Origin of the sequence: Desemzia sp. FAM 23990, assembly GCF_045528485.1 — a bacterium.
In the GTDB taxonomy this organism is placed as follows: domain Bacteria; phylum Bacillota; class Bacilli; order Lactobacillales; family Carnobacteriaceae; genus Desemzia.
Map to the genome: position 1 here is coordinate 38,160 of NZ_JBGQQW010000021.1, position 24,548 is coordinate 62,707.

The window sequence follows — 24,548 nt, forward strand, 5'->3', positions numbered from 1 at the left end:
TTTCCTCTATTCTGCTTTAAAGTCAACCATTCTACCAAATCCTGCAAGATGTTCTTGCCAGTAAGGTGTTTCAATACTGGTGTATTGCAAAGGGTCGCCTGCATGAAACATCATTCCATTTCCCATATACATTCCTAAATGAGTAATGTAATTAGCGGTATCATAAGTACTATGGAAAAACACAAAATCACCTGGCTTTAATTCATCTGTAGTGATTTTTTGGGAATAATCATATTGTTGTTGTGCAGTTCTTGGTACGTTTATCCCATTTTGATTAAACAAGAAATACCACAAGCCACTACAATCAAAGGACGTAGCTGGACTTGAACCACCAAAGACATAGGGCATACCCTGGAATTGTTCAAATTGTTTTTGAAAATCGGCTAGTTCTCCTGTTACTTCAACTGTTTCTTCGTTAGAAGAACCCATATACCTTTTTACATGATCTACGTATTTCGGATCTCCATAGACTGCCCAACCTAACTTAGTTTTCATATTGTTTGAAAATTGTTGTGCCAGTTTTTGAGAATACTTACCGCCATTTTCAGCAACAAAATTTATGAAACCATTGCCCATGTTATAAGCTTGAATAGCCGTATCCATATCAACCCCTGCTTTATTAGCTTGGTTCACAACATTCACAAAGTAATTTACTCCTACTTCAATGGAATATAAGGGGTCTTGAATCGTATTTGGTGCAAGTCCTAAACTCTCGCTTGCTTGCATAACATCTAAAGAAGCTGTACCGCCACTTTCTTGCGTTGTAATGGCCAAAAGAACATTGATATGCTCTTCCATTCCGTGTTTTTTAAGTTCAACCTCTATAGCTGGTTTATACTGCAAAACAGCTTGTGGCACTTGACCTGCTCCGTAAGTACCTGTGCTGCTATTTTCTTGTTGCTGAAATAAACTAAAGAACATTACGAAGAGGACAACCATAATGACTACAAGTAGTAGAATAAACGAAAAGAACTTTTTCATAGATCTAGCTTTTAAAACATGCAAAAGATCACTCCTTTACCCTTTAAACTCTCCCAACTGCTCTTTCAAATCATCGACTTCTTTTTGAAGGGTTTCTTTTTGTTTTTCATCATCGCTATCATTCATTTGTTTAGTTTTTTCTTGAATCTGTTTCCCAATACCTAGGAGTTTTTGAAGATTTTCATTTTCAGGATACTTATCCAATACTTTTTGAGCATTATTAACGTCATTCAAATCAATGAATTTTCTGGCTAAACGAATTCCTGTACTTTCGTCATCTAAGAAGTTGAGTGTATTAACCATGGCATTAGTATCGCCTTGTACAATTCCTTTTTCCTCTTCAAGTTTCGTTTCCCCATTTTCGTCTAGCGAATCACTGTTCAAATCTAAAAGGGTTTGTTGCTCTTTGGTCTCATAGAGACGTTGAATAATAGCTTCTAGAGATCCATTATGGACGTCTATGGCTTTTTGGTACTGTTCCTTGCTGAGTAGTTTTTCTGATAGCTGAGCGTCCTTGTAATCCCCTTCTTGATAAAGTTGGATAGCTTCATCATAATTCCCTTTTTCAAATTCTTCATTGGCTAAAAGCAAAGTATCTTTTTGTTCTAGTTGTTCTTCGTACTGTGAAGCAAGGGCTTCTTCTTGATCCAATTGTTTCACAAGTAACAATCCACTTATACCAATAAAAATCACACTTGTACCTGCCAAAGCTACTAGTGATTTTTGACGTATTTTTCGTTCTCTATTGGTTTGGGAACGAATATAATCATAGGTCACAAAGTTATTGCTCTGTTGGATAAGAGTCAATAATTCAGATACATTTCTTTGCTGATAGATCTCTTTGATAAAATCATTCCCAATCTTGCGAACCTCTTCAGGCGTGTTCAAACACTTCTCATAAGCAATGCCGCTTAAGATGCTTACAATACAAGCTTTATACCGTTCTAAAGTGGTCCGCATATCTCTAGGCATAAAACAATTTGCTGTATAAGTGTAACGGACGGTATTCATTGGATAGTAATAGAGAGTCGCTGGATTTAATGATATATATAAATCTGTATGTTTGTATTTTTGAAGGATATCCTGTTTTAAAATTTCTTCGACAATAGAAACTTTAACAGGATAGGCTTCCTTTTTTATCGTGTTTAAGTTCTTTAACGCACTCCCTTTTTCATACAGAAAACTGACTGTTGTTTCGGACTCTTTAATCCCTTTAAAATCAAGAAAAAGAGGGTCTTTTTTTATTGGTAACTCTTTAATTTCGTCAATGTTATCGTACGTAAACTGACTATTTTCCATTTCAATTTTGACTGTACTTTTTTCATCTGTTAGAGTACCAAATTCAAAATTGTAAATTTTAAATGATTTGTTCATTACAACTGCCTCCTTTAAAACTGGAATGACCGAGCTTCTTCTTGTTCAATAGGGGTCATTTTGATCCGTTCTTCATAATTGGGAATGGCTTCTGGGTATTTCTCTTGATATTGTTCAAAATCGATTAACCTTAATTCTTCTTCCGTTAAAGTAACCTTCATAAAGGCTCGTTTGGATCCGTTGATTATTAACCCCTCACCTTGTTTTTTCTTCTCTAGTAATTTCCGTTCTTTTTTTGAAAAATTCACTCGCAATTTATTTTCAATATCGTCTAAACTACTTGGATCAAGTCCAAAAAATAATTTAGTATAACTATTTCCAATAATGGCTTCACCAACGTTTTTCCCGTTGCCCATCGTTCCATCCAACACATCTTGTATTTGTTGAGTGCCTGCGATTGCTCCAGCATTGTATTTTCTAAACCGTTTGAACGCTTGATAGAAAAAGCTTGAAGCGTCAGGATTCTGTGTTAAAAAATGGAATTCATCTACAAACAATTTAATGTTTTCTGTTCTATTCTTCGTAATTTCGTCCCACAAGAAACTAAAGGTATTCAAGTATGCCGCTCCTTGAATCTCTTCATCATTCTGTAAGGCCTTCAGATCAAAAGATAACAAGTTTGTATTGATATCAATATTTGTAAAACCATTAAATAAGGTATTTGATCCATTAACGTAGCTATCTAGAATAAAGTAAAAGTCTTTAATAATTTCATATCGCTCTTTTCCTTCTTTGCTATCTCTTAACCGTTCAATTTGTTGGAACACGTCTGAAAGGATAGGCCATTGATCTTGGTGAATGCTCTTTATGTTTTTGTAATGTAAAACGCCACTATTTCGATAACAATCATGTAAAACAGAATCCAATACACTCTTTTCTACTTGAGTTAAATCGGGTTTCAAAACTTGGAAAAAGCCTTTTACACGTTGAATTTTATCTTTGATCAACAAATCTATGTTTACTTCTTGACTAGTGTCCAATTCTTCTGTAAATATCTCCAAAGGATTGATTTTAGTCGCTGAGTTACTACTTAAATGAACGACTTGGCCACAAAAATGTTCTACAATTTCGCTATATTCATTTTCAGGATCGATAATAAAGACTTTTACCCCTTTAGCGATATACCGTAAAATCTTTTGTTGCATATAAGTGGTTTTCCCTACCCCACTCGTTCCGATGACCACCATATTTTGGTTTAATACATTGCGTTTATCCATATAATCAATGGCAATTAAGCTATTCGTATCTTTATTGATACCTTCAATATCGCTATGAGGATTTAAGTCTAAAATCTCTGCATCATCAAATGGAATGACACTACTAGCTACTTCTGTATTCGATTGTTTAAAGGTATAATCTTTTAAAAGATTCTCTCCAATGGGCATTGCACTCCAAAACGCTTGATATTGTGCTTTAATTGGGTTCATAGATTTCAACTGTAATTTGGATAACGTATTATTGACACTATCTGTTAGGGCGTTTAATTCTTCTAGACTTTCAGCCTGCAAGAATACATACATATGTTGGTAAAGATAGGTGACTTCGCTATCAAGATACTTATTCAACTGCATATTAGCGGTTTCAATAGCTTGGACTATTTTTTTCTTTTTCAAAGGATCATACGTATCCACTTTTTCAGCTTCTTTATTTTTTATCGTATTGTTGTAGTACTCAACCATCTTTCGCGCGTTACTACTTTCAAAGTCTTGAACAATGGTGATATTCCCTTTTTTTCGCTTTAAAGGGGCCAACCAATTTCCACTTTTCACTTTTGGATAATCAACAATCGCTAATACTCTAATATAGTTATCTCCACTTTCAATATGATCTGGAAATTCTTCCCAACTGAATGGATAAACACCATTAATGGACTCACTATCAAGAAAGTCATCTAGATTACTTATATCTTGACTATTACCAACGCCAAATTCATCTGTATCATCTTGTTCTTCTACTTCCTTCTTGGAAAATAGACGCATAAATGCAGCTCCTTTCTTAGTGTCCCGAAAAATTAATTAAATTTTTCAACACCGCTAATATCTCATTACTATGCAATTTCTTAGCCTGCATGTCATAACTATCAAAACTATCTTCTAATCGATTGATATACTGTGTGGCTTTTTCATCTAAATCAGTCACTTTTTTATTTAATGCAGTAAAGGTTTTATCTTTAATTTTTTCCCGCACAATGAGCAAGTGTTTCTTGGTACTCATTTCTTGTGTTCTAGTTTTGCTGGCTAAATCGTCAATATAGGACGCGATCAAACTTGCTCGAGCTTGATTTGGCTCTTTTTTTTCGATTTCTTGCAAATATCTCTTTTTGTAACTCAACAAAAATTCTTCAAAATCCACTGGAATTGTCATATCTAAGTACTGTTGTTGTTCTGCTGAAGCATCTCCTAAAGTAGTCATCAGAAACGCATTGTACGTCTCAAAAACGTCTGCTTGTTCACTTTCATTTAATAACTCTAAGTTCACACCAGAAATTTCAATAATCCCTACTAAATAGCCTGTCTTAGTGACTAAATAATCCCTATATACCGATTGAATCAAACTCATATCGAAAATCGTTTGTTTTCCTTTGCCGATTTTTTTCGGCACGAAGGTAAATTCTAAGTCTTGTTCGACTTTAGTTTCTTTCGCGGCTAAACCAAATAATTTCAAAAAAGCACCTCCTTTTTACTTTCTTTTCATAGCTTTTTTAAAAAATAAGTGTTGGCGAGATTTATATTTTGATTTCATCTGTAGATGTGGCATTAAACGCACATTATTGCGATATGAGACCGGTCTAGAAGACAAGACAGCTAATAACACCGTAATAGAGAAAATTACCACAATGCCCTTAAAAAGCATGAATTTGAAGGTGTGAGGTGGCAAGAAGAGAACAATAAGACCGACTATAACCATTGGTAAAATATAGACCAGCATTTCTTTTACAGACAATCCTAAAAATACTCCATATGAAGATTCAACATTTTCAGGAAAGAAAAAAGTCTTTTCGTCTTTTTTCTTTGTTTCATTCATATCTAGTTACCCCTTTACTTTATTTTTTCCTGTGATTATTGGAATAGACTGTAAACCCATGGAACAACCCAAACAATTGCAGCTCCTATGGCTACTAATCCTAGAACACGTCCAACTGCTTTATAAACTTCGCTTTTTTCTTGAGGATCATCAGCGCTGGGCATACGTTTGATAATGATCCATAGCGCCACACAAATGCCGACAATAACAATTAACCCCGTTAACAGCTGTTGAATAGTATTCCCAGCTTCCGTTAAGCGAGATTGAACTTCAGTTGCACTTGCATAGGCAACGGTTGGATACGTTAAGGCTGTTAATGCTGAAACCCCTACTGTAAATTGCGTTAGTTTGTTTTTTAACTTCATTATTCTTCTTCCTCTCTTTTTCTGATCAATCCTATGTTTTTAACATTATTCTGTTGTTTACCTTCTTGACGAGTATCGATTAATCTTTGTTGTTCTTTCTCTTTGACAATTTCAGCGAGTTTATCCATTCTTTCCTGGTAAGGAGATAGTCTAAGTAATTTGTTTTCATCGAATGTGCCAATAAAATAGGCTGTTTTTTTACTACTTTCTTTTCTTTCAATCACCTGTAATTGGGCTTTATACTTTTCAATCGCTTTGCTACGTTCAATGTTGAAACAATCTAGAAAACCTTCTGTTATAGCCTCACCTGCAAAAGCGAGTTCATTTATAAAAAAACTATTCCGTGGATTGGCTTTTGTAAAATCTATTCTCCTAATTTCCTCTGTTAATGCTTGATCTTTATCAGCTAAGTGGTGCTTTTGAATATAGTGACTAAATAATTTCTTATCGAGAATAAAATGGTCATTAACGTGCTCTTCAATAGCCTCATTTCGTTTTTGATTTCTTTTTTCTTTGCTATCTTCTTTCTCGTACTGAACTTTAATGTCCTCTTTATAACGCTCTAACATAGTACCTCCTCCCTAAACACAAAAAACACTTTATATATATAAAGTGTACAAAAATACATTTTATATATATAAAGTGTAAGGAAAAAGCTATTTGGAATCAAGAATAGTGCTTACTACTCTCTCTTAATTCCAGATAGCTTACGTCGCTGCTATTCCCTTTAAAGCTTTAATATGGTTTTCTATAATTTCAGCAACCGAATAATCTTCGAAACTCTGTAAATAATCTAAAGAAGGTTGCGTTAAAAATAGCCCTTTTTTTATCTTGTTACTCTCGTTACTCCTTTTTTGATAGTGAGGTAATCTATACATAAAAGAATAATTTAATAAGGTTGTTTGAACAATCCCAGTTTCTTCTGAAAAGCTACTTAGCCATTGTTCTAATGATTCATCTATATGATAAACACGTCTTATTTTAGGTTGTTTAGTATCTGTCTCTTTACAGGTATCATCATCTTCATTCAGTAACGCATTAAGGAATGCTGCAAGATACTCATCTAAACTAAATAAATATCGTTGCTTATTCTTAAAAATAGTTAAAAAATAACTGTTAATCTCAAAATAAAATTCGTGCTGTTCTTTATCAAAATCAATCTCGGTTAAGTTATCGTAAACTTGCTCCTCTGTAAGATCTGAATCCTGGTACAGAAACAAACTCATTAATATGACGTTTGTTCTAGTGGAACCTAGATAATTTACTCTTCGTATTAACTTCTGATAATTCGAATCACTCATTTTTAAATAGATTCGTTCTTTCATTGCCTCAACTCCTTTTCATTTATATTTTTGGCCCATTTGACGGATTATGAATAGATGGTTTTGTGGATCGACTAGATTTACTTTTCTTCTTACGTTTACTTTTCTGTTGCATTTCTCGTCTCGCATTGTCTTCGCTTGATTTAATTAAATTATCGTATACTTTTAAACTATTAGCAAGCGTTCCAAATAAACTAGGCTTGGAATAACTGGACCAATTTGAAGGTAAAGGAATTCCATTTTCTTCCACTTCTTTAAGAAATAATCCTCTCGTTTCAGGATTAGAGACAGTTTCAAACAGTTCTTTTTTGTGATAATCCTCAGCAATAGATTTTAAGTCCTCATCTGTTAGCTTACCTTTTTCTATTTTATCTAACAGCTGAAGTCCCATTCTTTGTTCGACCGTAGAATACTTACTGACAACTTCTTTTTGTGCTAAAGCTGTGATTTTAGTGTAGGAGATTGTACTGCCATAATAAGACAGCAGTTGCGAGACAGCTTCTTTTTGAACAGCGTTTAAATCATTAATATTTGCTGTTGGGTAGTTAGAGAGAATAGTTTGTTCGTAATATTTTTCCGCAATTTTTAACGTATTGAAATGTAACTTTTGAGTTCTATCTAATTGCTTAAAGGTTTCTTTTTTGTCAGCTGCTAAAGTATGAACGGTTTCTTTATCTACTTGATTATCGTCAAGAAACTGGTCTATTTTTTTGGAAGCAAAATAGAAATCTTTTTGATACGTTTGGATATCTTTTAGATACGGCTTCTTAATAATAGCTCTCATCATGTCTTTTAACTCATTATCTTGAGCATGCGATAAGATCTGTTTCAATTCTTTTTTATCCAATACTTTGTCTTTCGCTAAAGTTTCTTGACCGATATTTATTTTGGCATAGTCAGAGAAATTCGCGTCCTTCAAAGTAGGATAATATTTATTAAAAATACGGAGAGATTCTTTGTTTAATATTTCTTTTCCTCTTTGAACACTTTCTTCAGTTTCGTTAATTTTATCAAATACGGTTTTGTCAAAAGTATCTGGTTTAATCAGTTGATTTACTTTTTCAGCGTTTTTCCAATTGTTTACCATGCGTTCTTTGTCCATTAGATTATCGTAATTAATAAATATTTTTAAGTCTTTAGCAAGGCGTTTTAAATCTTGTTTTTCTTGAGGAGATAATAAAGGTAAGATTTCATTTGTGGTTTGTTGAGAAACTTTTTCTTTTCGGTTTTCTTCACTAGCATAATTACTCTTTTTGATTTCCCGATTTTGCTCAACTCGATCACTTGTTTCTCCTCTATTCTCCATTTCTCTGGCGACATATCCTTCATGAATAGTTGGTTTTCTACCTTCGCCTAATTCAGCATAACTTTTTTCAGTTATTCGTTGAGAGAAGCCATTTTTCTCTAAGTACTGATTCGTTAAATCGGCCCAGTTTTTTCTCCATTCAGCCAATTTTTCTTTGCTATCCCAATTTGTTGTGTAGGCTTTTCTACTTTTTTTATCACCATTTTCATAGTAGAGTGGATTTCCATTTTTATCTTTTAAGATGATTCGTTTTGACTTACTACCCCACTCTCCATTCTCAGTAAAAGGTCTAGTCGTCACCATGACATGAAAATGAGGATTATTAATATCATCTCGATGGATAGCCACATCTGCTACCATACCTTCATCTACAAAATTTGTTTGAACGTACTTTTTTGTTAAATGAGTTTGTTCTTCATTATTGAGTTCAATGGGTAAAGCAATATTCATTTCGCGTGCTAATTGTGATCGACTAGATTTCTCAATAGACTCTACTTCATTCCACAATTTTTCACGATTTAAAGTCCACTTGGGGGCATGACTGGGTTTCAAGATGAAGGTTTCAGGTTTAATTTCTCTTCTGTAAAAGTTGAATTCTCCATAACGTTCACTATATAATTTTTCACCACTTCGGTATGCAGCGCTAGCAATTGCTGATTGACCTTTCCCTCGAGAAATAATCTTACAATTAAAATGATAGATAGCCATTATGAGAATCCTCCTTTCTTTTATTTCTACATAAGCGAAGCGAATTTTTAAAACTGCGGAGCGGTTTTTCACAACCCAAACAATTCATTGTTTGAAACTGGCCTAATCCAGTTTAGGTCTTAGCACACACGATTTATTTAATCGTGTATAAGTGCGCCCTTTATTTAATTCCATTCTATCAGTAATCGTATTATTTTACAATTTGTTTACTATTTGCTATGGTTATTTTGAATAAGAAAGGGGTTAATTACATGAGTTCACTAAAAAGCATTCAAACAAAAATGGAACAGATTGAAAAATTAAAAATAGAAGTCGAAGAAGCAAAGAAAGAAATCCATACAACCTTTGGAGAAAAGTTCATTCAATCACTAGGATTAGATTATGAAATGCTTTCTTCTAAAAAAGACATAAATTCTGTAGTGAATAGAATGGTTGAAAACTTGCCAGATCATCTATTTACTGATTTAAACAATGATTATGTACATGACGAGAACGAGTCTACTGAATTGGATCACGAGTTGCAAAATTCATAATTAATTGAAAAGTTAGGTGTTCCCTATGAGTAATTTAGATATCAAAAAAAAGGAACAAGAAATCAGACGACTACAACGACAAATGCAAAGAGATTCAGAAAGGTTAAGAAAAAAACGAACACATCGATTGATTCAAAAAGGCGCTCTTTTAGAAGCTTACTTTGATATGAGAGATTCGAGCATCGAAGAAACAGAAAAAGTATTAAGTATTATTGCTTCTGAAGTCAAAAAAATAAGAAACAAAACATCTTGAAGTAATTATTTAAATAGACTAAGCATACTGTATTAAATCTTACAATATTAAAAATTAAAAATAACTTTCTTTTTTATAGATATATATGCTAAGTTATATCTATAAAAAAGAAAGAGTTGTTCTATGAAAAAATTTACATATCGTATTTCCATAGTAACAATATTTACATTAATATTTGGTATTTTCGGATTCACAACAAATTCTGTAGTCAGTGCTGATAATCTAGTTGATGAAAATGATAGCGCAATCAACGCTGAAGATGTACTCTCAATTGAAGAAACTGCGCTTATTGTAGATGATGTCGGTGATTCAATTTCAATTGAAGAATATGATCAATCTGTAGTTGTCACCATAGATGGTATTTTTGTACAAGGTGTATTTTACTCTCAAGATGAGTTTGAGGACTTATTAATTAATGCCACCTATAGTGAAACAGAATACCAGTTAAACCAAACAGCGCCTTCTAATGGCATTTCACCTATGGCTGCTAATCCTGCTGACCTTGCTGGATTATTAGCTGGAACTTGGTGGATTCCTGGTATTGGAAAGGTAGTTGTTACGGTGGCTGGAGTTGTTGTCGTAGCAGGAGTAACAATAAAAGGTGGCACTTGGGTTTACAACAAAGTGAAGGCATATTTTGCAGAAAAAAAATATGAAACAGCTAAAAAAAATGGATCAAAAGCAGCAAAACATTCAAACCAATCTACTTCTAAGGGTACTTCATTATCTACCAAGGGAACTCCATTATCCTCTAAAGATTTAAAAGACAGTAAAGGAACTAAACAAAGAAGGTATTATGACAAAAATGGGAATGCAGATTTAGACATTGATTATAGACATGCTGGTAAGTATAAATTTCCTCATAGACATACATGGAATAACGGAAAAAGAAGTGGACATTAAGGAGGTTGTATTATGGAAGATAACTTTACTGACATTCCTGCGGGTACACCGCTAGACTTCGATCAGCTCATTTTTTATTTAGAACAAGGAAGAGAAATCGAGTTTACTTATGAAGGCGTAGAATACTTTATTTCAAATTCTAAGAAGGAAGGACGTGCTCTCTGGAGCGGGAACCAAAAATTAAGTGCTAATTTTACTACATTTAATCTAGAAGTGTTAAAAAATATAAAACTGCAAGATAAGAGTCTAGATGATATTTTTAAAACACATAAAGGATTTGTACAGGCAGTTTTTTAAATCTAAAGACAAGTAAATTATAAAAACACTTAGGAATTTAGTCATCCTAAGTGTTTTTGTATCTAAAATATACCAGCATTTTAAGTTTACAAAAACGCTGGTTTTTAAGTCTTAGCTTTATTATATGCTTAAGTCATTGACTTTTCTCTGCTGAGTGTATTCTAATATAGTCTTAAAGTTACCCTTATCTTCCGGAATCTTATTTTGAATATTTAAAGTTGGTTTACGATTTAAAACCTCATTTTTAATGTCCTGACTTAACCATTCTTTTCCAGTCAATGCACCAGACCACTCTTTAGCAATCTCTTTTCTATTTTTATCTGATCGGATACAATAATAATATTTATTTTGCTCTTTGTCTTCTAATCGAATATTGAAATCGGTAAAGAATTTTGAAGTATTCAAATCTTCAATTCCAGTACAAATTAACGGTTCATCTTTTAAATCAACATAATGATTTTTCCCATTACTATCCGATAAAAAATTTAGTTTCTCTGCATTCAAGACATCTTGTGTTTTTTCTTTTGACTGTAATTTCTCGTTATATTTATCGGTTATCTTCTCAATCATATTAGCTGCTACTTCCTTTACTTCTTCCAAAGATTTAATATAAACTTCTTTCTCGACATCTCTTCTTGTCCAGTTTGCTAAGTAAGATTGCGTATACTCTTCAGAATTCAAACCAAATGTATTACTGACAGCATAAGCCGTCATTTCCGCTTGATATTCTAAAACATTCGTTGCATGGAGCGTATGATCTTTCTCTTTCATTTTAGGAACATTATGCATTTCAGCATGTGCTAACTCATGTAACAACACTTTTGTTCTTTCCGTATCATTTAAACTATCCTTCAGTACTATTACGTTCTCGAAAGGAGCATAAAATCCTTTTGCAGCACTTGCCGTTTTCCCCATTTTAACGGTTATCTCTTTTTCTTTCGCATACTCATTCAAGGCTTTGCTTAAATCTTTAAATTCCATCTCGGTATTGTTGAAGTCAAAATTTTCAGGTCGATTGGGATATAGCTTGGGATAATCTTCAACAGGACAATTGGTTTGAGTAACGTCAAAAACAGGAACAGTTAGATAGCCAACAATTTCTTTTTTTGTTTTTACTTGGCCAGATTTAATCTTTTCCTGTTGTTCTGTATTTGCATACTTCACTAATTGTTTAGTGCCTTTTTCATTTTTGAACGTTTTTTCAATTTTTGGTGCCAAAAGGTAAAGAGATTTTTCACCTTTTTGTACCTGGTAACCCATTTTTTGAAATTCTTTATAAGAAGCTACGCCATAAGCTCCCTTATACTGAGATTGAATCAGTAAGACATTTCGAGCGGAATAATTCTTGAACTTCGTCATGCTGTTTAATAATTCCAATTCATCTTGAGGATCGTCTTGGAAATTTTTAACAGCCTGGTTCATTTTGTCTGTCAGTTCGTCAATCTGTTTCTTTTTTTCTTCCCTACTACGTTTCACCAATTACCTCAACTCCTTTTCGTCGTCAATGTAACTTAATTGGTTCTCCTCTTCGTTATAAATGACAAAAATATCTTCTTCCGTTTCATTTAGCAATAATTCGTAATAGTCTAATTGCTCCTGTGTTACAGAAACGCTAAATTCTTTTCTAGTGTTGGGATTATATACAATAGCTTTATCAGGTTGACTAATTTCTAACAATAAAACAGTTATCATAATATGCTCCTTTCTAAATAGCTCAAAAAACGGTTCTAAAGCATTTTAAAATCTTTACTCACTTTATCCTTATTTACACCTTGAAACCCTTCTGAAGGTGTAAATTCACCGCTTTATCCCCTTTATTTACTTACTTGGCTTCTCACGAAATCTTCAAAGACATTTTTGAAAGAAATAAATAGGTAGCTGGAAATATTTTTGGTTTTCCCAAATCTGGATTGCTGCACGCAGCGAGTGAAAGTTCGCTTTAATTCTTCCCGAATAAACGGACTGTATTTACTAGATGACAAGATAGAGATGTAAATACCACTCTCATCTTCTACTGATTTTTTAGCATACATGACTTTTTCACAGTAAAGTGTAAAGGTCTGAAAATCATTAAAACTATAGGTTTTAAAATAATGAATCAACTCTTCACCATACTCTTCATACAGTGCATACTTATCAATATAACCGTCAATAAGTTGTTGCTCTTGTTCGTTATCTTTTATTTTAGGATTGAAGGCTTGGTTGATAAGAATGTTTTCATCTGGTTCTGAGATATCTTTATTGTCTTTAATATCTTTAGAAATAGATTGATATAGATTTACCGCATTTTTTACGGTTCCTTGGTTTAATCGACTTTCACTCTTATTCTCACGACTCTCAAAATTTGCGGTTCCTTGATTTAACGGCTTTTCTACTACTTCTTCTCGAGCCGCATTTTTTGCGATTCCTTGATTAGATAGAATTTCTTCTCGTTGTTGCAATTGATAAATATCCGTTGCATTGACTTCCAAATCCGCTAAATATAAGCGATTAGGAAAGTTTTTCTTTTTCACTGGATCAAACCCCATTTTTTGTTGCAGCAGCAATCCAGCTTTCTCTAACTCTTTTTTTATTTTTGTTACGGTATTTTCTGATTTATTTAACAATTCGCACAACTCTTTATTGGTAAAGATAAAATAGACATTATTTTCTTCGTCAATCCAATGGTTTTGAATGGAATATTGCAACCGATCACGAAAAATAACATACGCTAATTTAGCACTATCTGATAATTTCGAGTATTCTTCACTGTAGAGTAAAACTTTAGGAAATTGAAAATAAAGTTCTCCATAAGCTTTATCTGCTTTATAAAAATTAAAGTCAGACATTACAAAAACTCCTTTACTACCTGTATGACCATGCAACAAGAAAGGAGATCACGCTGTTTAATACTTTACTTTTGTTTTAAATCCTAATAAAATAAGATTTAGAGAAGAACAAATTTTTGGCGCCAACCAAAAGTTTAAACAAGATGATTTCCTTTCCTGACTACGCCAATAGTCAGGTTTCTATTTATTATTATGTATACATAATTTGTAAATAACACACATTTATTATAGCGTTTAATTAAAAAAAGGAAAATAATCTGCTTATAAAAATCTATTCAATTTATTTATCATTTCTCTTACTGATTCTTTTCTTTATATTCTTTCACAATCTCATCTAACAAATTTTTCATGGAAACACCTCTTTTAAAAGCTTCGTTCTTCAAATATTCATGAGCTTCTATCCCGATTCGAATTTGTTTCAACTCCACTTTTTCTTTAGACAATGTTTCTTCTTTAATTTCAGGCAAAATCTCACCAAAAGTTCTTTTTCTCATCTATTATCCCTCACAGTGTTTAGTATGATTTAGAGTAAATATATCACTTTTACGTCGACGTGTAAACGTAAATAGAAGAGTTTATTTTAAACTTTTCCGCCTTTTCTCTCGTTTTTTTACTTTAGCCTTATATATTTAAGCGATGTAGCTGCACAAATAGAGGCAACATCATGGTGAAGACCAAAAAGGATTCTACCGCTTATAAGCAGTAGAATCCTTTTCGCTACGTATATACGTGCACGAGATCATTGACATACTCAGTAGTATATTAACTTTACCAATATTTTTTTCTTCTTTTTTCTGCGGTCACAAATACTTTTTCATCTTCTCTTTTACCAATGGCCACGATCTCAATAATTTCTATTTGATTGTCTTTTGTTGGTTTGAAGATCAGACGAATACCAAGTTTTTGGTTCTTTAATTCTTTAAAACCAGCTAGTTTTGAATAGCTGGTATTTCCAAGGTCTTTGCCAATTACAGAACCTCGGATTCTTAACCGTTCTTCAGCAGCGTTTACCCATTTTTTTAACGTGCCGTCCAACTTTTTATAGTCTTTTTCTGCTTCTTTCCAAAAATACACGTCAGCCATTAATCAAATAGATCCTCATCGGAGAAAGCAGTAAATGGGTTATGCTCTGGATTGGATTCGATGACATCTTTAGCGGGGATGAGTTTGCCTGGTCCAGCTGCTACGCGCTCATTCAACTGACTATAAAATAGTTTGTTTTCTAATTCGTTGTACTCTTTCACTAATTTTTCATACACTTCGTTACTAAGAATAACGGCTTCCGGTTTATTGTGGTTAAAAATAAAGGTGGGTTCCCCAGTTTCATGAGTGTCTTTGATAATTTTTGAGAACTCTTTTTTGGCTTCTGTGATGGATTTTGTTTTTACATCTAAAATTTTCAACATACGAAGCACCTCACTTTTCATTATTTGTTTAACCATAACACAAAAAGACCTTAATTAAAACCTTAATAAAGACCTTTTTATTCTTTTGTATTTTCTATTGAGATTTATTACCTTTTATTCAAATTCCTGTGTAACTTTATATAGTTGCTAAATTCATATATAAATACACGAAATTGCTTAATTTCATGTATTGAGAACCTTGATTAATCAAAGTTTTTTTTTTGAATTTCATTTTGAATATCTTTCTTTAATTTTCATATATTCTATTTTCTCTACTAATTTTTACTATATATTAGCTAACTAAAAACAGTATAGTCTTTATTTTATTGAAACTAATAAAATTATAAATAGTACTACTCCTAACAAGTATTAAGTAATTAAAAAAAATACTTGTTCATTTTTCGAAAGATATTTATTATTTACTTTTCTATAATTAGATAATAAATTAGAAAGAGGTGCTATTTATGATTCAACAATTTAAAAATTTACACAAAAGAGAACAACCTGTAGTGTTATTAAATATATGGGATAATGAAACTGCAGATATGCTAGTTCAAAATAATATAAATATTATAGCTACAAGTAGTTATGCAATCGCAAAAAATATAGGTATAGAAGACGGAGAAAATTTGAGCTTTCAAAAGTTACTTACAATCGCTAAGAAAATTCCAGGAAAATTTTTGTCTGTAGATATAGAATCAGGATATGCTTCAACTATTTCAGAGCTTCAAACTAATACAAAGATTCTTTTAGAATCTAACATAGTAGGCATTAATATTGAAGATAAATTTCCAGATACCCATAATCTAATGAATAAAGAACTATTTGTTGATAGAATAAAAGCTATAAAAAAAGTGGACACTTTAAACCAATTATTTATCAACGCACGGACAGATATTTTTTTCTTCGATGATATTGAAGGGAAAAATATCTCTACTAAAACATTAGACAATGCCATAGCTTTGATTTTAGAATATTCAAACGCAGGAATAGATGGAATTTTTATCCCTGGACTAAAAAATAAAAAATTTATAGAAAAAATAGTTGAGCAAATTAACATTCCTCTTAATATTATGCTAGATATAAAAAATGATAAAATAGAAGATTATTTAAACCTTGGTATCTCTAGAATTAGCTATGGACCTTCTTTATATTTAGATTGGACAACAAGTGGTCTTTCAAAAGAAATGTACTTTTCTCAGATAATAGAATTATTTCATAATTTACAAGAGCAAGGTAAAATCAAGCTAGCTTAACATAAGAGGAGCCTAAATATGATTACTTCTGAGTATAAAAAAGAAGAATTTTATAAAGCATTAATTGAAAAAAATTCTAATTATGATGGTATTTTTTTTGCTGGAATAAAAACAACTGGAATTTTTTGTCATGCGACTTGTACAGCAAGAAAACCAAAATTTGAAAATTGTGAGTTCTACTTAACAGCAGAAGAAGCTCTACTTGCCGGTTTTCGTCCATGTAAGAGATGTCATCCATTAACCTATCCTAATAGTATTTCGGATGAAGTGAAACTTTTAATAGCGGAAGTAGAAAAAAATCCTGAAAAGAGATGGAAAGAGTCAGATTTTCACAATTTAGGAATTCATTCTGCTACAGCAAGAAGAAAATTTAAAGAAATTTATGATATGACATTTGTTCAATATGCCCGGTCACGTAGAATGGGTATGGCTTTCAAAGAAATATTGGCAGGCACCAAAGTTATTGATCAACAACTTTCATTAGGATATGAATCTGCCAGTGCATTCAATGATGCATTTACCAAAATTTTAGGTAATCCTCCAAAAAAAACAACTATTTCTATTATTAATGCGAATATATTATCTACTCCTATTGGTAGAATGATCAGTTTATCTGACTCGAATTATCTATATCTACTAGAATTTATGGATAGAAGAGGACTTGAAAAAGAAATAGAAAAACTCCGCAACAAGCATAATGCTAGAATTATACCTGGGAATACTAGCATTAATGATAAACTAGAAGAACAGCTAGAATATTATTTTAAAAAAGAATTAAAAGAGTTTACAATACCTCTTTTTAAAGAGGGTTCTCCTTTTCAAAAAAAAGTATGGGATATTCTTATTTCTATTCCACCTGGTAAAACAACATCTTATCAAGAAATTGCGAATAAACTAGGTAACAAAAATTTAGTAAGAGCCGTTGGAAATGCAAATGGAGCAAATCAAATTTCTATACTCATTCCTTGCCATAGAGTAATAAATGCTAATGGTGATTTAGGTGGGTATGGCGGAGGTTTTGAAAGAAAAGAATATTTATTGAGTTTAGAAAAAATACATCATTAAACTTGAAAATTAAACCAATAAATTCAAAATTGGCAAATTAAATTACGTTTTGATAATATATAAATCACTAGTAGATCATTTTGAAGTATTTCAAAAACAACAACTAATATGTGTAATTGTAATAAGTAAAAAGAGATAAATTTATAAGTAAAAAAATATATATTAGATTAGCAATACATGAAATTGTATAAAAACGTGTATCGGGAATCCTATTCCAATAGGGTTCTTTTTTTGCATTGCCTTCCAACACATGATTATATGGTATACTAAACAAAATCATGTATCACTTTTGTGAGAGGAGAGGGCTTTTAAATGAGTTACAACGTTCAACCATTACGGACTCAGCAAGAAATAAACGACTTTTTATTCTGTTTGAGGCGCAATAAAAACGCAGATCGGGATGTTTTTCTGTTTTTGATCGGCATTAATAGCGGTTTACGTATGTCCGATATCGTAAAATTGAAGAAACAAGACCTGATTTCCTCAAAAAATCCGCGTATTATCGAAAAGAAAACGGGAAAAACTCGTATTTTGTATTTGAGTAGTCTGCAGGACTTGATCCAGGAGTACACGAAAGACTTAGATCCAGAGGACTATTTATTTCCAAGCACCAAGGGTGGACATATAGAAGTGAATACGGTCTATCAGATGTTTCAAAAGGTCTCTAAGCTACTAGGAAGAGACGATATAGGCACCCACACCCTTCGTAAGACATTCGGCTATCACTATTATAAGAAAACAAAAGACGTGGCTACACTCATGGAAATATTCGGTCACAGCAGTGAAAAAATTACGAAAAGATACATTGGTATAAATGAAGATGAAATTAGCGAAACATTATTAAATTTTAGACTAGGTTTTTAAATTTTCAGTTTAAATCAAGTATAATAAGGTTATGATTGTTTTAAACTTAATCAAAAGTTAGGAGATTAATTTAATGGCAAAAAACAAAAAGATTAAATCTAACCAGTCAACCATGATTTCGTCAATTTTTCCTTGTATTGGAATTATTATAGGGCTTATTTACGGTGTAATAACAAAAGACATTGTAACAAATGTGGTAGTAGGTATGGGATTTGGAGTTGTAGTAGGAATCATTATAAATTACTTTAATAAATAATATCTTTATATTTATCTTTTTTACTTAACACTACTAAAAGATCGTTTTCAGTAACAATAATAACTAAATTGGGGATGATAAAATGGAAATGGAATATAAAAATATTCACCAGTTAATTTGCAGTAGTTGTGGAAGTAGAGCTTTTACTTCTAGTTATGGTAGCAATATGGAACAAAATAATATTTCAATAACATGTAATAGTTGTAGAGCTAGTACAGAAGTTGGACGTGTGGATATAAAGCAAGATAGTAATACCATGTTAGTTGACACGCCAACGTTACAAAAAAGTGAAATTCAGTTAGGCTTAAATAAAGAACACACAGATAGATTATTCAAATTAATTGCAAAAGATAATACACGTGCTACAGATAAGGAACGAATAGCTTTATTTTTTATCATTAGTGGTAATAGTGACCTATACAATAAAGTTAATAGCTTATATGATTTTGACGAGCATTGGATTAAACCTAACTATTTTGAAAACGTAGATTTTAGTAGTGGAGATAGAAAAATGGTAGACCTAGCTTTTAATTTATATAATAATTCTTCTGCACTAGCACCGTTAGAGCTATTCAGCACTCTTGATAATGATAATTATAGATTAGCAATGAAAGCTATTAATATTAGATTTAATAAATAAAGCAACTTTAAATTTTAATTTGTACCTTAAATTGTCAAATTAAGTGCAACACAGTTTTATAAAAGATTTCATAAGGTGTTTTCCAATTCAAACATTTTTTGGGACGTGTATTTAATTTCGTTGCCCAACCTTGTATCTCTTCATCAGTTGCATCTGTCAAATCAACACCTTTCGGTGAGTACTCTCTAAGGAGTCCATTTGTATTCTCATTAGATCCTCTTTGCCAAGGAGCATGAGGATCTGGAAAATAAATTTGCGTATTATTTAATTCCTCAGTCAATCGGGCGTGTTGACTGAATTCTTTACCACGGTCAGGTGTAATGGTTTTACAAAAATTAGAATCAATACCTTGTAGTAATTTAATCATTTGGTCAACTACCGGCTTAGAAGCTTTCTTCTCAGATTTACCGATTAGTAATAATCTAGATTTTCTATCAACTAGCGTTACTAAGCACGCTTTACCAGTTTGACCTGCAACTGTATCTGCTTCCCAATGACCAATCTCAGTTCGTTTATTAGCGCTATCTGGTCGTTCATGAATCGTATTGGAGATAGGGATCTTTCCTCTTCTCTCTACGTGATTTTTAGAATGGCGTGTTTTACCTCTGTGTCTTAATTTACGGATAGCGCCTCGATTACCGGTTGATAAACCAGGCTCATCGAAGTCGCCACGATAAATTGCACGATAGATAGTATTATAACTGATTTTATTTTTGGAATTTTCAAGGTTCAAACGACCAGAAATTTGTTCTGGAGACCATTGTTCGTTGAGAAATAGTCGTTTGACCAACTGGAAAATAGAGTCTTTATCTAGCGTGCGATGTCTGCCACATAGTCGTTTTCTACGTTTATACTCTCCATGAGCAGTTGACGGTGAATAACTGCCATCCTTGTTTGAATTACGATGTAATTCTCTTGAGATAGTCGATTTAGAACGGTCCAGGGTCTCGGATATATGCCCGATAGTTTCGCCTTGTTCATACATTAGGAATATTGTTTCTCGCTCATTCATGGTAAGATGTGTGTATGGATTCATAGCTTTCTCCTTCTAATAGTTGGTTGGTACATCTATTTTATAGGAAAACTATGGATCTTTTTTTATTTTATTATTGTTGTTGCACTTAAATTGTAAATTCGTCGTTATAAAAAAAGATTTGGTGTCCCTACTCATTTTTGAGTAACAACACCAAATAATATAGACCCATTAAAATCCGACCTGTTATGCTATCTAGATTTAGGATATGGTACGCCTATCTTAAAAAGCAGTAAATCTTTAGATTTACATTCAGAGTTTCAAACTGAATCTAGTGATTTTGATTATTTCACGCACATGGTTCCACTGATACACAGTAGAGACCCACTTATACGCTCTATGAGTCCATAATCCTCTTGATGTGAATCTTATAGAAGTTTGCTATATCAATCAAGGATGCATAATATTAAATATTCATTTTTTTATAGGTAAGTGCAGTAATTTTAATAAAAGCTTTTAATTCCTGACAGTTGTTATTTTTCCTCCATGCTACACCGTAAGAAATATGGTTGTCCATGTTTGGAGTGTATAAAGGTATAATAGATAGTTCGTCATCGGGGGGACTGATAAAATCAGGGAAAACCCCGATACCCATTTCACTCTTGATCATTGTATAATTTAGAGTAAGCGAATCCGCAAAATAAATAGGGCAGTGCAGATTATTGTTTTGTAATTGGTTCTGCAGATGTTTCATTGCAGGAGTACATTTTATGGTTTCACGTAGAACAAGTGGCTGAGTACGCAAATCATCCACGGATATGGTTGTCTGACAAGCAAGTGGATGATTTTTAGGCATTACGCAAACAAATTTTCCGGTAAACAGTTCTTCATAGCATATGTTAGTTACAGTTTCAATGCTTTCTTTATCAGAAAAAATGATATCTAGCTTGTTACCGGCAATCAGACTATATTTTTCACTGTAATCGGCTGTTTTTAAATGGACGAACACATGTGGATGATTCTTTTTAAAAGCGCGCATAATTTCGGGGAAATATTTTGTTTCAATTATGTTTCCTTCGTAACCAATCGATAAAGTTGATTTATACGTTTCTGAAATACTTTTTGATTTGGCAATAGCCGTGTTAATTCGTGAAACGATATCTTTAGTATCAGTGTAAAATGAAAGCCCAGCAGCAGTAAGCTCTACGTTACGTCTTGTGCGTTTAAGCAATTTAAGATTGAGTTCATCCTCTAAAGCTTTTATCTGATAAGAAACTGCTGGCTGTGATATATGTAAGTATTGTGCGGTAATTGAAAAATTTAAAGTTTCTGCCAAATGAATAAAACATTCAAGCTGTACAAGTTGCATTTTATAGCCCCTCTCTTATAAATATCTTTTATAAGTTATAACATAAACGAATTAGATTTTGCAATAGAAGTGTTATAATATATATTTAGTTATTGAAATAACTTAAATTTAGGAGGAGATTATATGCGCTATATAGTAACTGGTTGTGACGGACAATTAGGTGGCAGAGTTGCTGCAAATATGCTTGAAATTGTTTCAGGTGAAAAATTAATTTTTACATGTCCTAATATCAAGCGTTTGCCAGAAGAAAAAAGAGAAGCTTGGAAGAAAAAGGGCGTTTCTGTAAGAGAAGCAAATTATGATGATAAAGAAGGAATGGTTAAAGCATTCGAGGACGGAGCCAGAATATATTTTGTTTCAGGAATTTTGAATGGACCGGAACGTGTAAAACAGCACAAAAATGTTATAGATGCATGTGCTATAGCTGGGGTTAAGCATATTACATACACATCTTTCTTCGGAGCAAATCGTGAGGAATATAAGCAGTATGTATTACCTGATCATACTGCCACAGAAGCATATTTAAAAGAATGTGGACTTGAGTATAATATTATGAGAAATAACCTTTATATGGAAAATTACCTTACAACTTCAGTTATGCTTGCAATGTTAAGTAACAATTTATGGGGAACAACTGCAAGGGAGGGAAAAGCAACTTTTATAGCTAAGGATGATAGTGCACGATGTGCAACAGCACTTCTTCTTGGAAAAGGCGAACATAACATGGATTATGATCTTACAAGTTCGACACCTGTTAGTCAGCGTGATATTTGCGAGATGATAGCTGAGAAATCTGGAATTAATTTTAAATATGTACCTATGAATGATGAAGAATTTTATACATATCTAGATGCTCTTCATATTCCTCGTACAACTAATGAAGATAATTCAAAAGCACCAGTGCCATGGTGTAGTAATGATATGGTAACAAATGAAGCAGGTATTGCAGAAGGGCAGATGGCAGTTGTTTCTGATGCTGTTGAAAAGCTTACAGGAAGAAAACCTTTAGAGGTAAGTGATTTGTTAGATAAATATAGCTATGTATGGAAAAATAAAGTAAGCAATTGGAGAGATTTATAAAAAAATAATTTTTAATACTTCAATATCACAGTATTTTTCATAGTATGAAATTATTGTTTGCTTCAATTTAGAAGTTAAAATAAATATAGACGGAATAATCCGGTGCGGCGAACCGGATTATTCACTTTAGTTAGGTAATATTTTGAACAAAACAATTTTTGGTTCTTTGTCAAATGGTGTTGTTTTAAATTAAATCACTTTTGGGAAGCGCTTCTGCGTTTCCCATTTTTCGTTATTAAATAATTTTGCAAAGGTTCTGTTGAATCAGTATCCTCCTTCGGAGATGACGGAAGGTACGGAAGCCAAAGGCCATGCGTTTCATTACTTTGATGAGATTGTTTTTTCCTTCCAGCTTTCCGTTAGAATAGGGATAGGTCAGTGCATTGCTAATCGCCTGTTTATGTTTTGTCAGATAAAGAATCGCTTTTTTAAATGAGTGATCTAAGGTTGTTGGGAGCTGTTCCATTTGAGTGAAAAAGCGAAGCGAATCTTTGGCTTCAAAGGAAGCCAATAGTTCTTGGTAGACCTCATAACTTTCTTTAAGGGAGGTGTCGATCGCTAATAAATGATCCAACACTTCAGACTCTGTCACATATTTCTGTTTAAATAGAGGAAACTGCTTAAAGGAGGTAAAATTGATTTTTTTGTTTTTCTTTAGAAGTGTGCGCCAGTATTTTTTTAATTTCCGCTGATCTTTCATGGCTGTTGGATCACTCTTTTTCAAGTTAGTCATGACTTGAATGCGTTGCTTATTGAAGGCTCGCGTAAGTTGTTGAACGACATGGAACCGATCAATAGAAACCTGAGCATTAGGAAATAGTTTTTGGGTGACTTGGTGATAGCCAGCGTTCATATCCATGACAATGTGCTGGACATTTTGTCTAGCTTTCTGCGTAAATCTTAGAAAATAAGCCATGAGTTTAAAGTTTCTTCGATCATCCAAGATATCAAAAATTTTGCCCGTTAGGGCATCACTGAGAATAAAACACATAGCACCCTCACAGTCGTTGGTTCCCTTAAATTCATCAATTGATAAATTTTTTGGTAAGTAACTCGGATTAAATTTAGGTTCTTTAAAGAAAGAATCTAAGACTCGTTCAACCGTCTTAACAGAAACAAAATAGCGCTGGGCAATGTCTTTCATGGAAATCTTTTTCTTTAAATCAATCGCAATGGCGAACTTCAACGCACGAGAAAGTGAACAATTTTCTGCAACGCAATAAGTCTTGGCGGAAAAAGTATGGCCACATTGTTTACAAAAAAATCGTTGTTTAAAAAGATGAAGATAGGTAGGCACCTCCTGAAAAGGAATAAATTGAATCCAACACTCTTTATAAGAATGATGAATCACGCTATCAAAGCCACAACAAGCACACTGTTTAGGTGTATAGGTCAATATTCCGGTACAAACATTGGCCATACGCCCCTTCACTTTTTCCTTCGTGAGGGCATGTTTAGAAAAGAAAATGTTTGAGTCTTTTATGTTTAGTAATTGTTTGAGCACAGCATCTGTATTTTTGTCCTTTAATCTGATATTCTTAGGTAAAAGCATTTGATTTTCCTCCTGATAGTTTGGTTCAGTAACTTAATTATAGAGGAATCAAATGCTTTTTTGTGTCTTAAATTGTCAAATTAAGTGCAACACAGTTTTATAAAAGATTTCATAAGGTGTTTTCCAATTCAAACATTTTTTGGGACGTGTATTTAATTTCGTTGCCCAACCTTGTATCTCTTCATCAGTTGCA

General features: G+C 32.7%; 27 protein-coding genes and 2 pseudogenes. 10 read left to right on the forward strand and 19 right to left on the reverse strand.

Annotated features, from left to right (window positions below; all coding sequences use genetic code 11):
- Nucleotides 1-6: 6 nt before the first annotated feature.
- The 9 genes and pseudogenes from ACEN4I_RS09225 to mobQ form a co-directional block, all read right to left on the reverse strand.
- A complete protein-coding gene (locus tag ACEN4I_RS09225) occupies nucleotides 7-981 on the reverse strand; it encodes a bifunctional lytic transglycosylase/C40 family peptidase (protein WP_079650451.1) in 975 nt (324 codons plus the stop codon).
- Between the two features lie 36 nt (nucleotides 982-1,017).
- Nucleotides 1,018-2,355: a hypothetical protein gene (locus tag ACEN4I_RS09230; RefSeq protein WP_407123650.1), complete on the reverse strand. Its 1,338-nt coding sequence runs from the start codon at nucleotides 2,353-2,355 to the stop codon at nucleotides 1,018-1,020.
- Nucleotides 2,339-4,334: pseudogene (locus tag ACEN4I_RS09235) on the reverse strand (VirB4 family type IV secretion system protein). Before ACEN4I_RS09235 ends, ACEN4I_RS09230 begins: the two are co-directional and overlap by 17 nt.
- A 16-nt stretch (nucleotides 4,335-4,350) precedes the next feature.
- Nucleotides 4,351-5,019, reverse strand: coding sequence for a TrsD/TraD family conjugative transfer protein (gene trsD / locus ACEN4I_RS09240; RefSeq protein ID WP_079650575.1), 669 nt, complete (start codon nucleotides 5,017-5,019; stop codon nucleotides 4,351-4,353).
- A 15-nt stretch (nucleotides 5,020-5,034) separates the two neighbouring features.
- Complete coding sequence (locus ACEN4I_RS09245) at nucleotides 5,035-5,379, reverse strand: hypothetical protein (RefSeq protein ID WP_131832570.1); 345 nt, start codon at nucleotides 5,377-5,379, stop codon at nucleotides 5,035-5,037.
- 35 nt (nucleotides 5,380-5,414) lie between these two features.
- Nucleotides 5,415-5,744 carry a CagC family type IV secretion system protein gene (locus ACEN4I_RS09250; RefSeq protein ID WP_079650757.1) on the reverse strand — a complete coding sequence of 110 codons (330 nt, stop codon included), beginning with the start codon at nucleotides 5,742-5,744 and terminating at the stop codon, nucleotides 5,415-5,417.
- Entirely contained in the window at nucleotides 5,744-6,313 is a 570-nt protein-coding gene (locus ACEN4I_RS09255) for a hypothetical protein (protein WP_407123674.1), read from the reverse strand. The genes ACEN4I_RS09250 and ACEN4I_RS09255 overlap by 1 nt, the downstream gene beginning before the upstream one ends.
- Nucleotides 6,314-6,451: 138 nt before the next feature.
- On the reverse strand, nucleotides 6,452-7,069 hold the full coding sequence (locus ACEN4I_RS09260; protein ID WP_131832573.1) for a hypothetical protein: 618 nt from the start codon (nucleotides 7,067-7,069) through the stop codon (nucleotides 6,452-6,454).
- Nucleotides 7,070-7,088: 19 nt separating this feature from the next.
- Entirely contained in the window at nucleotides 7,089-9,080 is a 1,992-nt protein-coding gene (gene mobQ, locus ACEN4I_RS09265) for a MobQ family relaxase (RefSeq protein ID WP_407123672.1), read from the reverse strand.
- Nucleotides 9,081-9,331: 251 nt separating this feature from the next.
- Between mobQ and ACEN4I_RS09270 the strand changes: the two genes are divergently transcribed.
- The 4 genes from ACEN4I_RS09270 (at nucleotide 9,332) to ACEN4I_RS09285 (ending at nucleotide 11,066) form a co-directional block, all read left to right on the forward strand.
- Nucleotides 9,332-9,613: a hypothetical protein gene (locus ACEN4I_RS09270; RefSeq protein WP_131832541.1), complete on the forward strand. Its 282-nt coding sequence runs from the start codon at nucleotides 9,332-9,334 to the stop codon at nucleotides 9,611-9,613.
- Between the two features lie 25 nt (nucleotides 9,614-9,638).
- Nucleotides 9,639-9,866 carry a hypothetical protein gene (locus ACEN4I_RS09275; protein ID WP_079650425.1) on the forward strand — a complete coding sequence of 76 codons (228 nt, stop codon included), beginning with the start codon at nucleotides 9,639-9,641 and terminating at the stop codon, nucleotides 9,864-9,866.
- 123 nt (nucleotides 9,867-9,989) lie between these two features.
- Nucleotides 9,990-10,769 (forward strand): hypothetical protein, encoded by a 780-nt coding sequence (locus tag ACEN4I_RS09280; RefSeq protein ID WP_131832540.1) that lies wholly within the window; start codon nucleotides 9,990-9,992, stop codon nucleotides 10,767-10,769.
- 12 nt (nucleotides 10,770-10,781) lie between these two features.
- On the forward strand, nucleotides 10,782-11,066 hold the full coding sequence (locus tag ACEN4I_RS09285; RefSeq protein WP_079650423.1) for a hypothetical protein: 285 nt from the start codon (nucleotides 10,782-10,784) through the stop codon (nucleotides 11,064-11,066).
- A 120-nt stretch (nucleotides 11,067-11,186) separates the two neighbouring features.
- On the opposite strand, the gene ACEN4I_RS09290 is transcribed toward ACEN4I_RS09285, so the two are convergent.
- The 6 genes from ACEN4I_RS09290 to ACEN4I_RS09315 form a co-directional block, all read right to left on the reverse strand.
- Entirely contained in the window at nucleotides 11,187-12,542 is a 1,356-nt protein-coding gene (locus tag ACEN4I_RS09290; protein ID WP_079650421.1) for an ArdC-like ssDNA-binding domain-containing protein, read from the reverse strand.
- Between the two features lie 3 nt (nucleotides 12,543-12,545).
- Complete coding sequence (locus ACEN4I_RS09295) at nucleotides 12,546-12,758, reverse strand: hypothetical protein (protein WP_131832539.1); 213 nt, start codon at nucleotides 12,756-12,758, stop codon at nucleotides 12,546-12,548.
- Between the two features lie 122 nt (nucleotides 12,759-12,880).
- Nucleotides 12,881-13,894 carry a replication initiator protein A gene (locus ACEN4I_RS09300; RefSeq protein WP_407097028.1) on the reverse strand — a complete coding sequence of 338 codons (1,014 nt, stop codon included), beginning with the start codon at nucleotides 13,892-13,894 and terminating at the stop codon, nucleotides 12,881-12,883.
- A 296-nt stretch (nucleotides 13,895-14,190) separates the two neighbouring features.
- A complete protein-coding gene (locus ACEN4I_RS09305; protein WP_092093158.1) occupies nucleotides 14,191-14,388 on the reverse strand; it encodes a hypothetical protein in 198 nt (65 codons plus the stop codon).
- Between the two features lie 274 nt (nucleotides 14,389-14,662).
- The gene (locus ACEN4I_RS09310; protein WP_131832565.1) at nucleotides 14,663-14,977 is read right to left on the reverse strand and encodes an addiction module toxin RelE; all 315 of its coding nucleotides are present in this window, start codon (nucleotides 14,975-14,977) and stop codon (nucleotides 14,663-14,665) included.
- Complete coding sequence (locus ACEN4I_RS09315) at nucleotides 14,977-15,300, reverse strand: type II toxin-antitoxin system Phd/YefM family antitoxin (protein ID WP_192987817.1); 324 nt, start codon at nucleotides 15,298-15,300, stop codon at nucleotides 14,977-14,979. The genes ACEN4I_RS09310 and ACEN4I_RS09315 overlap by 1 nt, the downstream gene beginning before the upstream one ends.
- Before the next feature lie 464 nt (nucleotides 15,301-15,764).
- On the opposite strand from ACEN4I_RS09315, the gene ACEN4I_RS09320 reads away from it, so the two are divergent.
- The 5 genes from ACEN4I_RS09320 to ACEN4I_RS09340 all read left to right on the forward strand — a co-directional run bounded on the left by ACEN4I_RS09320 (nucleotide 15,765) and on the right by ACEN4I_RS09340 (nucleotide 19,381).
- Entirely contained in the window at nucleotides 15,765-16,556 is a 792-nt protein-coding gene (locus ACEN4I_RS09320; RefSeq protein WP_407127727.1) for an isocitrate lyase/phosphoenolpyruvate mutase family protein, read from the forward strand.
- Between the two features lie 18 nt (nucleotides 16,557-16,574).
- Nucleotides 16,575-17,621: a bifunctional transcriptional activator/DNA repair enzyme AdaA gene (locus ACEN4I_RS09325; protein ID WP_407123647.1), complete on the forward strand. Its 1,047-nt coding sequence runs from the start codon at nucleotides 16,575-16,577 to the stop codon at nucleotides 17,619-17,621.
- Between the two features lie 312 nt (nucleotides 17,622-17,933).
- Nucleotides 17,934-18,485 carry a tyrosine-type recombinase/integrase gene (locus ACEN4I_RS09330; RefSeq protein WP_079650528.1) on the forward strand — a complete coding sequence of 184 codons (552 nt, stop codon included), beginning with the start codon at nucleotides 17,934-17,936 and terminating at the stop codon, nucleotides 18,483-18,485.
- 73 nt (nucleotides 18,486-18,558) lie between these two features.
- On the forward strand, nucleotides 18,559-18,741 hold the full coding sequence (locus ACEN4I_RS09335) for a hypothetical protein (protein WP_407123645.1): 183 nt from the start codon (nucleotides 18,559-18,561) through the stop codon (nucleotides 18,739-18,741).
- 82 nt (nucleotides 18,742-18,823) lie between these two features.
- Nucleotides 18,824-19,381 carry a DUF6075 family protein gene (locus ACEN4I_RS09340; RefSeq protein ID WP_407123643.1) on the forward strand — a complete coding sequence of 186 codons (558 nt, stop codon included), beginning with the start codon at nucleotides 18,824-18,826 and terminating at the stop codon, nucleotides 19,379-19,381.
- Nucleotides 19,382-19,415: 34 nt separating this feature from the next.
- Here the strand turns inward: ACEN4I_RS09340 and ACEN4I_RS09345 are convergent, their stop codons facing one another.
- Together ACEN4I_RS09345 and ACEN4I_RS09350 are read right to left on the reverse strand one after the other, a co-directional pair.
- Complete coding sequence (locus tag ACEN4I_RS09345; protein WP_400886959.1) at nucleotides 19,416-20,417, reverse strand: IS30 family transposase; 1,002 nt, start codon at nucleotides 20,415-20,417, stop codon at nucleotides 19,416-19,418.
- Nucleotides 20,418-20,820: 403 nt separating this feature from the next.
- Entirely contained in the window at nucleotides 20,821-21,723 is a 903-nt protein-coding gene (locus ACEN4I_RS09350) for a LysR family transcriptional regulator (RefSeq protein WP_079650459.1), read from the reverse strand.
- Between the two features lie 123 nt (nucleotides 21,724-21,846).
- Between ACEN4I_RS09350 and ACEN4I_RS09355 the strand changes: the two genes are divergently transcribed.
- A complete protein-coding gene (locus ACEN4I_RS09355) occupies nucleotides 21,847-22,803 on the forward strand; it encodes an NmrA family NAD(P)-binding protein (RefSeq protein WP_079650457.1) in 957 nt (318 codons plus the stop codon).
- A 235-nt stretch (nucleotides 22,804-23,038) separates the two neighbouring features.
- Here ACEN4I_RS09355 and ACEN4I_RS09360 read toward each other — a convergent pair whose 3' ends face one another.
- Together ACEN4I_RS09360 and ACEN4I_RS09365 are read right to left on the reverse strand one after the other, a co-directional pair.
- Entirely contained in the window at nucleotides 23,039-24,355 is a 1,317-nt protein-coding gene (locus ACEN4I_RS09360) for an ISL3 family transposase (protein ID WP_400886956.1), read from the reverse strand.
- A 75-nt stretch (nucleotides 24,356-24,430) separates the two neighbouring features.
- A pseudogene (locus tag ACEN4I_RS09365) lies at nucleotides 24,431-24,548 on the reverse strand (IS30 family transposase); the annotation flags it as partial.

Coding starts and splice junctions, on each gene's coding strand:
- ACEN4I_RS09270 (WP_131832541.1), top strand. CDS start 9,332: ATGAGTTCACTAAAAAGCATTCAAACAAAAATGGAACAGATTGAAAAA.
- ACEN4I_RS09320 (WP_407127727.1), top strand. CDS start 15,765: ATGATTCAACAATTTAAAAATTTACACAAAAGAGAACAACCTGTAGTG.
- ACEN4I_RS09330 (WP_079650528.1), top strand. CDS start 17,934: ATGAGTTACAACGTTCAACCATTACGGACTCAGCAAGAAATAAACGAC.
- ACEN4I_RS09325 (WP_407123647.1), top strand. CDS start 16,575: ATGATTACTTCTGAGTATAAAAAAGAAGAATTTTATAAAGCATTAATT.
- ACEN4I_RS09340 (WP_407123643.1), top strand. CDS start 18,824: ATGGAAATGGAATATAAAAATATTCACCAGTTAATTTGCAGTAGTTGT.
- ACEN4I_RS09225 (WP_079650451.1), bottom strand. CDS start 981: ATGAAAAAGTTCTTTTCGTTTATTCTACTACTTGTAGTCATTATGGTT.
- ACEN4I_RS09335 (WP_407123645.1), top strand. CDS start 18,559: ATGGCAAAAAACAAAAAGATTAAATCTAACCAGTCAACCATGATTTCG.
- ACEN4I_RS09315 (WP_192987817.1), bottom strand. CDS start 15,300: ATGTTGAAAATTTTAGATGTAAAAACAAAATCCATCACAGAAGCCAAA.
- ACEN4I_RS09350 (WP_079650459.1), bottom strand. CDS start 21,723: ATGCAACTTGTACAGCTTGAATGTTTTATTCATTTGGCAGAAACTTTA.
- ACEN4I_RS09280 (WP_131832540.1), top strand. CDS start 9,990: ATGAAAAAATTTACATATCGTATTTCCATAGTAACAATATTTACATTA.
- ACEN4I_RS09345 (WP_400886959.1), bottom strand. CDS start 20,417: ATGAATCCATACACACATCTTACCATGAATGAGCGAGAAACAATATTC.
- ACEN4I_RS09285 (WP_079650423.1), top strand. CDS start 10,782: ATGGAAGATAACTTTACTGACATTCCTGCGGGTACACCGCTAGACTTC.
- ACEN4I_RS09275 (WP_079650425.1), top strand. CDS start 9,639: ATGAGTAATTTAGATATCAAAAAAAAGGAACAAGAAATCAGACGACTA.
- ACEN4I_RS09305 (WP_092093158.1), bottom strand. CDS start 14,388: ATGAGAAAAAGAACTTTTGGTGAGATTTTGCCTGAAATTAAAGAAGAA.
- ACEN4I_RS09250 (WP_079650757.1), bottom strand. CDS start 5,744: ATGAAGTTAAAAAACAAACTAACGCAATTTACAGTAGGGGTTTCAGCA.
- ACEN4I_RS09230 (WP_407123650.1), bottom strand. CDS start 2,355: ATGAACAAATCATTTAAAATTTACAATTTTGAATTTGGTACTCTAACA.
- ACEN4I_RS09255 (WP_407123674.1), bottom strand. CDS start 6,313: ATGTTAGAGCGTTATAAAGAGGACATTAAAGTTCAGTACGAGAAAGAA.
- ACEN4I_RS09355 (WP_079650457.1), top strand. CDS start 21,847: ATGCGCTATATAGTAACTGGTTGTGACGGACAATTAGGTGGCAGAGTT.
- mobQ (WP_407123672.1), bottom strand. CDS start 9,080: ATGGCTATCTATCATTTTAATTGTAAGATTATTTCTCGAGGGAAAGGT.
- ACEN4I_RS09260 (WP_131832573.1), bottom strand. CDS start 7,069: ATGAAAGAACGAATCTATTTAAAAATGAGTGATTCGAATTATCAGAAG.
- ACEN4I_RS09360 (WP_400886956.1), bottom strand. CDS start 24,355: ATGCTTTTACCTAAGAATATCAGATTAAAGGACAAAAATACAGATGCT.
- ACEN4I_RS09295 (WP_131832539.1), bottom strand. CDS start 12,758: ATGATAACTGTTTTATTGTTAGAAATTAGTCAACCTGATAAAGCTATT.
- ACEN4I_RS09300 (WP_407097028.1), bottom strand. CDS start 13,894: ATGTCTGACTTTAATTTTTATAAAGCAGATAAAGCTTATGGAGAACTT.
- ACEN4I_RS09310 (WP_131832565.1), bottom strand. CDS start 14,977: ATGGCTGACGTGTATTTTTGGAAAGAAGCAGAAAAAGACTATAAAAAG.
- ACEN4I_RS09245 (WP_131832570.1), bottom strand. CDS start 5,379: ATGAATGAAACAAAGAAAAAAGACGAAAAGACTTTTTTCTTTCCTGAA.